The 10,648-nt window shown below is 63.0% G+C and carries 11 protein-coding genes; 5 read left to right on the top strand and 6 right to left on the bottom strand.

What is annotated here, in order from left to right; all coding sequences use genetic code 11:
• Nucleotides 1–120: 120 nt before the first annotated feature.
• The 5 genes from GL286_RS16205 to GL286_RS16185 all read right to left on the bottom strand — a co-directional run bounded on the left by GL286_RS16205 (nucleotide 121) and on the right by GL286_RS16185 (nucleotide 4,355).
• The gene (locus GL286_RS16205) at nucleotides 121–840 is read right to left on the bottom strand and encodes an ABC transporter permease (RefSeq protein ID WP_155096626.1); all 720 of its coding nucleotides are present in this window, start codon (nucleotides 838–840) and stop codon (nucleotides 121–123) included.
• Nucleotides 841–857: 17 nt separating this feature from the next.
• Nucleotides 858–1,775 (bottom strand): ABC transporter ATP-binding protein, encoded by a 918-nt coding sequence (locus tag GL286_RS16200; RefSeq protein WP_155096619.1) that lies wholly within the window; start codon nucleotides 1,773–1,775, stop codon nucleotides 858–860.
• Nucleotides 1,772–2,902: an ABC transporter permease gene (locus GL286_RS16195; protein WP_155096618.1), complete on the bottom strand. Its 1,131-nt coding sequence runs from the start codon at nucleotides 2,900–2,902 to the stop codon at nucleotides 1,772–1,774. Before GL286_RS16195 ends, GL286_RS16200 begins: the two co-directional genes overlap by 4 nt.
• Nucleotides 2,903–2,909: 7 nt before the next feature.
• Nucleotides 2,910–3,818: a glycine betaine ABC transporter substrate-binding protein OsmF gene (gene osmF / locus GL286_RS16190; RefSeq protein ID WP_155096617.1), complete on the bottom strand. Its 909-nt coding sequence runs from the start codon at nucleotides 3,816–3,818 to the stop codon at nucleotides 2,910–2,912.
• Between the two features lie 69 nt (nucleotides 3,819–3,887).
• Nucleotides 3,888–4,355: a DUF3016 domain-containing protein gene (locus GL286_RS16185; RefSeq protein ID WP_170295241.1), complete on the bottom strand. Its 468-nt coding sequence runs from the start codon at nucleotides 4,353–4,355 to the stop codon at nucleotides 3,888–3,890.
• Nucleotides 4,356–4,575: 220 nt separating this feature from the next.
• Here GL286_RS16185 and GL286_RS16180 point away from each other — a divergent pair, with 220 nt between their 5' ends.
• Nucleotides 4,576–5,622, top strand: coding sequence for a mechanosensitive ion channel family protein (locus GL286_RS16180; RefSeq protein WP_155096615.1), 1,047 nt, complete (start codon nucleotides 4,576–4,578; stop codon nucleotides 5,620–5,622).
• A 12-nt stretch (nucleotides 5,623–5,634) separates the two neighbouring features.
• On the opposite strand, the gene pdxR is transcribed toward GL286_RS16180, so the two are convergent.
• Nucleotides 5,635–7,125: a MocR-like pyridoxine biosynthesis transcription factor PdxR gene (gene pdxR, locus GL286_RS16175; RefSeq protein WP_155096614.1), complete on the bottom strand. Its 1,491-nt coding sequence runs from the start codon at nucleotides 7,123–7,125 to the stop codon at nucleotides 5,635–5,637.
• A gap of 111 nt (nucleotides 7,126–7,236) precedes the next feature.
• Between pdxR and GL286_RS16170 the strand changes: the two genes are divergently transcribed.
• The 4 genes from GL286_RS16170 (at nucleotide 7,237) to GL286_RS16155 (ending at nucleotide 10,647) form a co-directional block, all read left to right on the top strand.
• Nucleotides 7,237–8,238: a TRAP transporter substrate-binding protein gene (locus GL286_RS16170; RefSeq protein ID WP_155096613.1), complete on the top strand. Its 1,002-nt coding sequence runs from the start codon at nucleotides 7,237–7,239 to the stop codon at nucleotides 8,236–8,238.
• An 84-nt stretch (nucleotides 8,239–8,322) separates the two neighbouring features.
• Complete coding sequence (locus tag GL286_RS16165; RefSeq protein WP_155096612.1) at nucleotides 8,323–8,883, top strand: TRAP transporter small permease; 561 nt, start codon at nucleotides 8,323–8,325, stop codon at nucleotides 8,881–8,883.
• Complete coding sequence (locus GL286_RS16160; RefSeq protein ID WP_155096611.1) at nucleotides 8,880–10,220, top strand: TRAP transporter large permease; 1,341 nt, start codon at nucleotides 8,880–8,882, stop codon at nucleotides 10,218–10,220. The genes GL286_RS16165 and GL286_RS16160 overlap by 4 nt, the downstream gene beginning before the upstream one ends.
• Before the next feature lie 16 nt (nucleotides 10,221–10,236).
• The gene (locus GL286_RS16155; RefSeq protein WP_155096610.1) at nucleotides 10,237–10,647 is read left to right on the top strand and encodes a nuclear transport factor 2 family protein; all 411 of its coding nucleotides are present in this window, start codon (nucleotides 10,237–10,239) and stop codon (nucleotides 10,645–10,647) included.
• Nucleotide 10,648 lies beyond the last annotated feature (1 nt).

The following is a 10,648-nucleotide window of genomic DNA, read 5'->3' as shown; positions in this document are numbered from 1 at the left end:
TGCATTCGGTCTCTCCCCCATTCTTGAGGCTCGGCACCAGCCGACCTGGTGCAACCCTCGAACGGAGAATGCCGCGGGAGAGGCCGCCAACCCAGTCAGCTCACCTCCCGATCATCGGGTCTAAGGGACCGTCTGACCCGCCGCACGCGCCGCACGGGCCTCGAGGGCACCAAAGCCGTGATGGATCAGGACCGCAAGGATACCGACGATCATGCCGCCCTGCACGACGAAGGCCGTATTCGATGACAACAGACCCGCGATGATCACCTCGCCCAAGGTGCGCGCCGCCACGGTCGAGCCGATGGTCGCCGTCCCAAGCGAGATGACCGCCGTCAACCGCATCCCCGCCAGCAGCAACGGCAATGCAAGGGGCAAGTCGATCCGCCACAGCCGCTGGTTCGGCGTCAGGCCCATTCCCCGCGCGGCCTCGGTGATCTCGGGTGTTTGGCCAGTCAGTCCGGCCAGCGCATTCTCGAATACCGGAAGCAACCCGTATAGAAACAGCGCGACCAGCGTCGGAGCCATGCCGAAACCAAGCACCGGAACCGCCAGAGCCAGAACCGCGACGGGCGGAAAGGTCTGGCCGACCGTTGTCACCGTCCGCGCCAAGGGCAGAAACTCGCGCCCCGAGGGTCTGGTGACGATGATCGCCAGCAAGATCGCCACCAGCGTCGAGGCCAGAACCGCGACCGCCACAATGGCCAGATGCGACAGCGTCAGTGCCAGAAGGCTCGTCTGGGTATAGATCGCGGGCGCATTGTTGCGCGTCAACGGCCGGAACAATGCCGTGAAACTTTCGGGCGACAGCAGGAACAGCGCAACGAATCCCGCCGCCAGCATCAGGAAAAGCCGCCCCGTCACCGCGCCGACCTTGCGCGCAGCGCCGCCAGCGTGACGATGCCGCCGCCCTCGAGCGGCAGGGCATCGCGTCCGCTGCGCATGATCTCGGCCAAAGCCTCGCGCAGGGTCAGATCACGCGGGATCGCAGGGCCGTAAGCATCACCCGCAATGGCGATCTCCGCCACAGTGGTCAGTGACAGAAGCCGATAGACGCGCTCGCTTGGGCCGATCAGGTCACGCACGAAGGGCGTCGCGGGATGTGCCAATACCTGCGCGGGCGTGTCGTATTGCAGCACCTTGCCGCGATCCATGACCGCGATCCGGTCGCCTAGCCGGACGGCCTCTTCGATGTCATGGGTCACGAGGATCATGGTCGTGCCCAACCGGCTCTGGATATCGCGCAGATCGGACTGAGCCTTGGCGCGAATGACGCTGTCCAACGCCCCGAACGGCTCGTCCATCAGCAACAGATCGGGGCGGGCGGCCAGGGCGCGAGCCACGCCGACGCGCTGCGTCTGCCCACCTGAAAGCTGGCCCGGACGACGGTCACGAAAGGTCGCGGGATCCAGCTGGAACAGCGAAAGCAGTTCATCGACCCGATCCAGAATCTGCGCATTCGACCAGCCCAGCAATCGCGGCACGGTCGCGATGTTTTCTGCCACGCTTTGATGCGGGAACAGCCCGACGCCCTGAATCGCGTAACCGATCCGCCGCCGCAACTGGTGGACCGGCATCGAAGCCGTATCGCGCCCTTCGATCTGCACCTGCCCCGACGACGGCTCGACCAGCCGGTTGATCATCCGCAACAAAGTCGTCTTGCCCGACCCCGAGGCCCCGACCAATGTCGCGATCTGGCCACGCTCGACCGTCAGGCTGACATGATCGACCGCGGCCACGCCGTCATAGATCCTCGTCAGGTCGCGCAACTCGATCATGCGCGCCTCTGGCTTAAATCGACCAGCAGATCCATGACAATTCCCGCCAGCAATGCCAGTGCGATGGTCGGCAAGGCTCCCAGCAGGACAAGGTCCATCGCGGTCTGGTTCAGGCCCTGAAACACGAAACTGCCGAAGCCTCCGCCGCCGATCAGTCCGGCGATCACCCCCAGCCCGATATTCTGCACGAGCACGATCCGCACGGCGGCCAGCAGGACGGGCAGCGCAAGCGGGACCAAGATCCGCATCAGGATCTGCGGCCGCGTCATTCCCAGCCCCTCGGCGGCCTCGCGGATGGCGACCGGCACGCCTGACAGACCAGCCACAGTGTTCGAGACAACGGGAAGCAGCGCGTATAAAAACAGCGCCGTCATCGCCGGAAAGATGCCGATCCCCGACAGCCCCCACTGCGCCGCCGTTGGCAATGTCGCCGCGAGCCAGCCGAAAAGCGGTATCATGATGCCGAACAGCGCAAGCGACGGGATGGTTTGCACGACATTCAACGCCGCAAGGACCGGCCCTGCGATACGGGGCGCATGGAAAAGTACCATCCCTAGCGGCAGTCCGACCGCAAGCGCCAACCCGAGCGAGCCAAACCCCAGCAGCAGGTGGGTGCGGGCGGCATTCAGGAAGGGCTCTCGGCGGGCGGCATATTCCCGCATGACCGAGACTCCATCCAGCAATCCCGTCGCCAGAACCACAGCGATCAAGACCAGCACCGCGCAAAGGATCAGCCAACGCGTGACCGCCGATGGCCGCAGCCGCGTGATCGCATCCCCGAACATCAGCGAAAACGCCAGTAGCAGCAGCCAGAAACCCCCAGCAGGCGAAACGCGGGCAAGGGCATTGTCCGCCTGCGCCAAGTGGCGGGCCGCCATGCCCAGCGACAGGGTCACAGCGACAACCCCCAGCAGGGCGACGGCGAGCCGCGTCAAAGCGGCCCAGCCTGCCCAGCAACCCGCCACGAGGATCGCGGCCAGACCCAAGGCGACCGCCGCGCCCCAGCCAAAGCCTGTGATCAGCACAACCCCTTCGCCCGCTGCGATACGGTTCGGCTTGAACTGCACCAGCGGCAAAACGATCCCCGACAGTCCGATCAGCGCGAAAAGGATGGCGGGACGCGACATCCTTGCGTCAGTTCAGAAATCCCGCGTCGGTCAGAAACTCCTGCGCGACGGTCGCCGCAGGTTCGCCTCCGACCTGAATCCGACCGTTCAGGCGTTGCAAGGTCTGCAAGGTCAGCGCGTCAAATATCGGAGCCAACACCTCGGCAATTTGGGGATGTGCTTTCAGAACCTCGTCGCGGATGATCGGCGCAGGCTCGTAGACCGGCTGAACCGCCTTGTCGTCCTCCATCACCAACAGCCCAGCCTCGGCTATCGCGCCGTCGGTGCCATAGACCATGGCCGCGTTCACTCCCGAAGTCTGCTGCGCCGCCGCCGCGATCGTGGCGGCCGTATCGCCGCCTGAAAGCTGCACCAACTGTTCGGGCTTCAGGGTAAAATCATACGCCGTCTGGAAGGCCGGAAGTGCTGCGGGCGAGGTCACGAACTCGGTCGAGGCCGCCAGCTTGATGTCGCCGCCGTCATCGATCCATTTGCCCAGTTCGGACATGGTTGCAATGCCGTATTCCGTCGCCACATCCTGCCGCAACGCAATCGCCCATGTGTTGTTCGCGGGCGCGGGTTTCAGCCAGATGATGTCGTTCTGGGCCTTGTCCAGTTCGGCGACCCGCGCATAGCCCTTGGCCGCGTCCTTCCAGACATCGCTATCGCCCTCGTTGAAGAAGAAAGCCCCGTTCGCGGTGTATTCGGGATAGATATCAATCTGCTTCGAGATGATCGCATCGCGCAGGATCGGTGTGCCGCCCAGTTGCAGACGATCCTGCACCGGCAGATCGGCATGACGCAAGGCAAGCAGGATCATATTGCCCAGAAGTCCGCCCTCGGTATCGATCTTGGACGAAACCACGATGTCCTGCGCCGAAAGCGGCAGCGGAATCGTCAGGCACAGGGCGGCGGCAAGCAAGGAAAGTCGCGGCATTGCATTCTCCCGCAGGTGGGAAGTTGACAAGGCAAGACGCGCGGTCGCCGGATTGGTTCCCGACTCCGGCTAGCGAAAGGTCTCGCGAAACCAGTCCCGCAGCAAGAGCTTTTCATGGATCAGCCGTTCATCGCTGCTGCGCGCGCGGGGATCGGAAAGATAATTCATATCCGACAGTCTGGCTGTGCCCTCGCGGGTCTTCCGGCCATTCTCGAACAAGGCATAATGCAGGTTGATACGCGGAGGCGTGATGTCGCGCATGATCCTGACATCCTCGAAGCCGCGACGCCACGGCTCGTATTCGCCCGCTAGATCCAGCCGCTGGATCTGGATGTGCAGCACCTGACCGGGACGGATATAGCGCTTGTCGAGCCGGTCGAACTCGCTGGACAACTCGTGAATGACGCCTTTGCGTTCGATGTCACGGCGCAAGGCGGGGTCCGGCGAGGCAGCCAGCGCATCATAATTGACAACGATCTCGGCGGCGGCGGGCGTCGCGACCGTCAGCGCCAATGTGATCCAAACCCATCTGAACATGGTCACACCCCCGAATATCATGCGCCCATTCGATCATTTGCGCTCCGCCTTGTCCAATGACTTCGCGGTTTGGCACCAGCCGCCAGATTTTCAACGCTGCCGCATCCACAGGCAGGATTTTGCCCCCTCAACGCAGCGATCCGCCGGTATCTGCCCCGCGCGGAACCCGATCACAACGCTCAGGTTGGGATAACTTACCGCAATAGGGCAATGAGGTACGATGCAACCCTGGATGGAAACCGCACTTGTCTTCCTGTTGGCATTGGCTGCTGCATGGAGCGCCGGCTACCTGCTTTACCGGCTTGCGTTGCGGGCGCTCGAACATCGCGACGAATTCTGGCGCAGGCTGGTCCGGCGGGCGCGCGCCCCGGTGCAGCTTGGCCTTATGGTGATGGCGGTATCCTTCGCCGCCAATATCGCGCCACTGCCGGTCAGCGAAGGCAATGTGCTGCGCCACGCCTTGCTGATCGCGTTCATCGTCTGCGTGACATGGATCGTCACCATCATGCTGGATATCTGGATGACGCTGCATCTGCGCCGCTTCCGTCTGGATGTCGAGGACAACCTGCTGGCCCGCAAACACGTCACCCAGACCCGCGTGCTGCAACGGGTCCTGATTATCGTCGTCATCGCGATCGGGATCAGCGCGGCGCTGATGACCTTTGATCGGGTCTGGCAATATGGCGTCAGCCTTCTGGCCTCGGCGGGGGCGGCGGGCATCGTGCTGGGTCTTGCGCTGCAACCGGTCCTGCGTAACCTGCTGGCCGGTATCCAGCTTGCGCTGACCCAGCCGATCCGGCTTGACGACGCCGTGATCGTCGAGGGCGAATGGGGCAATGTCGAGGAAATCACCGCGACCTATGTGGTCATCCGCATCTGGGACAAACGCCGCCTGATCGTGCCGCTGAACTATTTCATGGAGCAACCCTTCCAGAACTGGACCCGCAACGACGCCACACTGATCGGGACGGTGCTGATCTATCTGGATTACGGCGTCTCTGTCTCCGCTTTGCGCGCCGAGGCCGAACGCATCGTGCGCGCCTCGCCCTTGTGGAACCGCGATGTCTTCGTGCTGCAGGTCACCGATTTCCGTGAACGCGAGGTCGAGGTGCGTATCCTTGCCAGCGCGACCCATGCCGGAAAGGCGTTCGATCTGCGCTGCGAAATCCGCGAGAAACTGCTGGACTATCTGCAACGCGAGCAGCAATCCGCGCTGCCCCAGACCCGCGCCAGCATCACCAACCGAGCCGCTTCGGCACTGAACTAGGGCATCAGCGGCTTAGAGGCTCCGCCGACCCGCAAGGCGCGCGGCGGCGCGGTCGATGCGCCGGATTCCCTCGGCAATCAGATTGTCGGCAATCGTCGCATAGCCAAGACGAAAGAACGAGCATGGCTCGGGCGGTTGTTCGAAAAACACCTCGCCCGGTTCGATCAGCACGCTTTCGTCATGCAGGCGGTCGGCAAGGATCTGGCTGCCCACTCCGTCGGGCGCGCGAACCCAGACGCTGGACCCGCCTGCCCGAGGCGCGCCGGCAAGTTCAAGCGCGCTGCCCTGCAAGGCTTCCTCGATCAGTGCACGCCTGCGCTTCAGCGCCTCGCGCAGACGGACGATATGGGCGTCGTAATGCCCCAGCGCCAGAAAATATGCGGTGATCCGCTGCAAATGGCTGGGCGGGTGGCGCAGCATGATCGAGCGCAGCGCCCGCGCCTGCCGGATCAATTCGGCGGGGCCGACCATGTAACCGATCCGCAACCCCGGAAACAGGGATTTCGAGAAGCTTCCGATATAGATCACGCGCCCCGCATCATCCATCGACCGCAAGGCGGGCAACGGCTGGGCCAGATAGGACATCTCGAAATCGTAATCGTCCTCGATGATCAGGAAATCCTGCGCCGCCGCCCGTTCCAGCAATTCCCGTCGTCGGGCCAAGGGCATGGTTCCGCCGGTCGGGATGTGATGGCTGGGCGTCACGATGACCAGACGCGTGTTCGGCGGCAGATCGGCCGGATTTAAACCGCCATGATCCACCGGCAGAAAGCTGGTCGGACTTTGGGCGCGGCGCAACGTCTCGGCAAAATCGGGATAGCCCGGATCTTCGGTCACGGCGATGCGGTCGGCCCGAGCCAGCAACTCGACCGCCAGAAACAGCGCGTTCTGCGCGCCAAGCGTCACCAGAACCTCGTCGCGCCGCGCCCTGATCCCGCGCCGCGCCAAGGTGTTCGAGCAGATGTAATCGACCAGCAACGGATCATCCGCGCCGTAGCGGTCCGAGGACAGATCGGCGAAATCCCGCGTCCCCAAGGCCTGCCGCGCACATTCACGCCACGCATTATGGTCGAACAGGCTGGGGTCGGGCTGGCCATAGATGAACGGATAACGGAACTCGCGCCAGTTGGTCGGCTTGCGGATCACGCGGCGGGGCAGCTTGTGATCGCTCAGCCAGTCCTGCCAATCGGGCGGCTTTTCGGCCTGCTGCCGGATGCTTGGTGCGCGCAAACGCCGATGCGGCACGGTGGCCGCAACCGCGATTCCCGAACGCGGCAAGGTCTCCAGATAGCCCTGACTGACCAGATCCTGATAGACCAGCGTCACTGTCATCCGCGAGATCCCCAGCGCCCCCGCCAGCTTGCGGCTCGAAGGCAGCCGCGTGCCCGGCCGCGCCCGAATTTCCAATATTGCCCGCACGATAGCCGCTGCAAGACGGCCCTGCAAAGTGGGTGCCTCGTCTTCGCGCAACAGGATGATCTCGGCGGGAATCTGGCTCTGCATCTGGACCTAAACTCGGATCGAACTGGACATATCCGAGCGTCACATGTTCTGCAACAAATTGTCGCACCGACATCGCGACCAACGCGAGACGACCTCACAGGGAGCTTCACGATGACCTATCTGACCAGACTGCTCGCGGGGACCGCTATTGCCCTTTCGCTGGCCCTGCCCGCCGCCGCCGCCGAATACCGCATCGCCGTGGGGGATGGCGCGGGCGGCACGCAGGAAGCCTTGGGTAAAGCCTTTATCGCGGCGCTTGACGAACAGTCCGGCGGCAAGATGACCGGTAAACTGTTCCTGAACGGCCAGCTTGGCGACGAACAGGACACCGTGACCGCCGCCGCCACCGGTACGCTGGATTTCTCGATCCTCGCGATCAACAACATCACACCCTTCTCGCCCACCGTCGGCACGCTGACGCTGCCCTATGTCATCCTGTCGCTCGAGGATGCCGAGAAAATCACCCAAGGCGATCTGGGCAAGCAGATGGTCGACAAGACGGTCGAGGACGCGGGCGTGCGCATCATCGGCTGGGCCTATTCGGGCTTCCGCGTGCTGACCAACTCGAAAAAGCCGATCTCGACCGTCGCCGACCTGAAAGACGTCGTCGTTCGCGTGCCCAAGAACGAGATCATGATCGAGACCTATAAAAGCTGGGGCATCAACCCGACCCCGATGGCATGGAGCGAAACCTTCGCCGCGCTTCAGCAAAAGGTCGTGGACGGTCAGGACAACCCCTACATGACCGTCTATGCGATGAAATTCGACGAAGTCCAGAAATACGTCACCAACCTGCGCTACATCTTCTCGATCGAACCGCTGATCGTGTCCGAGCAACTGTTCCAAAGCCTCAGCGCCGACGAGCAGAAACAGGTGCTGGCGGCAGGTGAAGCCGCGACCAAAGCCTCGGGTGAGTTCCTGCGCGCCGAAGAAGCCAAGATCCGCGAGGAACTGGTCAAGCGCGGCATGGAAATCGCCGATCCCGCCGATGGCGAGAAAGAATTCATCAGCCTTGCGACCACCGCCGTCTGGCCGAAATTCTACGACCAGATCGGGGGCAAGGACGTGCTGAACAACGTCCTGACCACGCTTGGTCGCGAAAAAGTCGAATAAACCGACCCTGCGCGCGGGTCCGCCCGCGCGCCCACCCGCATTGCTACGCCGCCCGTCCTGCCCCGCCCTTTCCCGGAGGCCCAAATGTCTGCGCTCTGGTCTTTCCTAGACAAGTTCGAAAGCTACATCTGCCGCATCCTGCTGGCCGCCTTTGTCACGCTGCTTTTCGTCCAGATCATCGCCCGCCAGATCCTTGGCTTCTCGATCACATGGATCGAGGAACTCTCGGTCATCCTGTTCGTCTGGTTCGCCTATTTCGGCGCGTCCTACGCCGCGCGGATGGCCGCGCATAACCGTGTCTCGTTCCACCTGAACGCCATGCCGCGCCACATCGCCCGCATCATCGAGGCCTTGGGCGACCTGTTCTGGATCGGCTTCAACGCCGTCTTCATCTGGCAATCCTTGAAATTCATCAGTCACCTCAAGCCCTTCGTCAAAGCCCAGACGCTGGGATGGGAAATGCGCCACGTCTATCTGGTCCTGCCCATCGCCTTCACGCTGATGACGATCCGCATCCTGCAGGTGAACTATCTGAAACTCGTCAAGGGCATCGACCCGCGCGATCCCGACAAAGTCGAGGTCGAGCAGATGGTGGAACTCGCCGCTGACGACAAACGCCCCTTCCTGCGCGAGCAAGTCCAATGAACGAGCATCTCGTAGAAATCATGTTCGGCAGCTTCTTCTTCCTGCTGCTGCTTGGCGCACCGATCACGGTCGGGCTTGGCGTCTCGGCGCTGGCTGCGATGTTCTATCTGGGCGACAACCCGATCAAGATGGTGCAGATGGCGTGGTCCTCGGTCGGGTCGTTCCCGCTGATGGCGCTGCCCAGTTTCATCCTTGCCGGAGCCCTGATGGAGGCCGCGGGCCTGTCCCGCCGCCTGATCAACGTGGCCGAAAGCCTTGCCGGACCCTTTACCGGCGGCCTGTCCGCCGCAACAATCATCGCCTGCCTGTTCTTCGGCGCGATCTCGGGTTCCGGCCCCGCCACCACCGCCGCCGTCGGCATGCTAATGATCCCCGCCATGGCGCGTTCGGGCTATGGCAAGGGCTACGCGGCCTCGGTCACGGCGGCATCGGGCGGGCTGGGCATCATCATTCCGCCTTCGATCCCGATGGTGATCTTCGGCATCTCGGCCATGGGCATGATGCCGCCCCCCGAAGCCGTCGAAACCTATGGCCCGTTCCAGTCGGTCTCGATCTCGAAACTGTTCATCGCGGGCTTCCTGCCGGGCGTCATCATGGCGACGGGGCTGCTGATCATGAACTATGTCCGCTGCCGGATGCGTGGTTTCCGTGGATCGGTCGAGCCGCTGTCGATGTCGAAATTCCTGACCGCCGTCTATCAGGGCTTCTGGGCATTGCTCGCGCCGCTGGTCATCCTTGGCGGCATCTATGCAGGCCTGTTCACCCCGACCGAGGCCGCCATCGTCGCGATCTTCTACACGCTTTTCGTCGGTGCCGTGATCTATCGCGAACTGGACCTCGGCGAGATCGTCAAGGCGCTGGAAGCGACCACCTGGCTTTCCGGTCGTGTGCTTCTGGTGCTGTTCACCGCCACCATTTTCGGCCGCATTCTGGTCGAGAACAACATCCCCGGCATCATCGCTGGCGGCGTGCTGAACCTGACCACCAATGTCTACGCCATCTGGGCACTGGTCATCGGGCTTCTGCTGATCGTCGGCATGTTCATGGAGACGCTGGCCGCGATCATGATCCTTGTCCCGGTCATGCTTCCGGTCGCCTACATGGTCGGCATCGACCCGATCCATTTCGGCATCGTGATGATCTGCACCCTGTCGGTCGGCTTCCAGACCCCTCCTCTGGGCGAGAACCTGTTCATCGCCTCGGGCATCTCGGGCGTCTCGATCGAGCGGATCAGCCTGCGCGCCCTGCCCTTCGCCTTTGCATCAACCGCCGCGATCTTCGTGATCGCCTGCTTCCCCGAGATCGCCCTTTGGCTACCCCGCGTCATGGGCTACTGAACCAAGGAAACCACCAATGTCCGATACTCTGACGACCACGCGGCTGACCGCAGCCGATTTGAAAGCCACCTTCGACGCCTTCAACCGCCATGACATCGACGGCGTGATGACGAAATTCGCCGATGACTGCGTGTTCTTCACCGTCGCCGGCGACAACGAATACGGCAACCGCGTCGAGGGCAAGGAAGCCATCGCCAAGGCCTTCGTGAATGTCTGGACCTCGATGCCCGACGTTGAATGGGCCGATCACTCGCATTTCCTGTCCGAGGACGGCACCCGCGGCGTCAGCCAATGGACCTTCCGCGCCACCAATCCCGACGGCACCCGCATTGAGGTTCAGGGCGTCGACCTGTTCCGCATCCGCGACGGGCTGATCGTGGAAAAGCAGGCGATCCGCAAACAGCGCCCCGCCATCCCGTCCAAGTGAG

Source organism: Paracoccus aestuariivivens (genome assembly GCF_009711225.1).
In the GTDB taxonomy this organism is placed as follows: domain Bacteria; phylum Pseudomonadota; class Alphaproteobacteria; order Rhodobacterales; family Rhodobacteraceae; genus Paracoccus; species Paracoccus aestuariivivens.
This window is presented reverse-complemented; position numbering and strand designations above follow the sequence as displayed.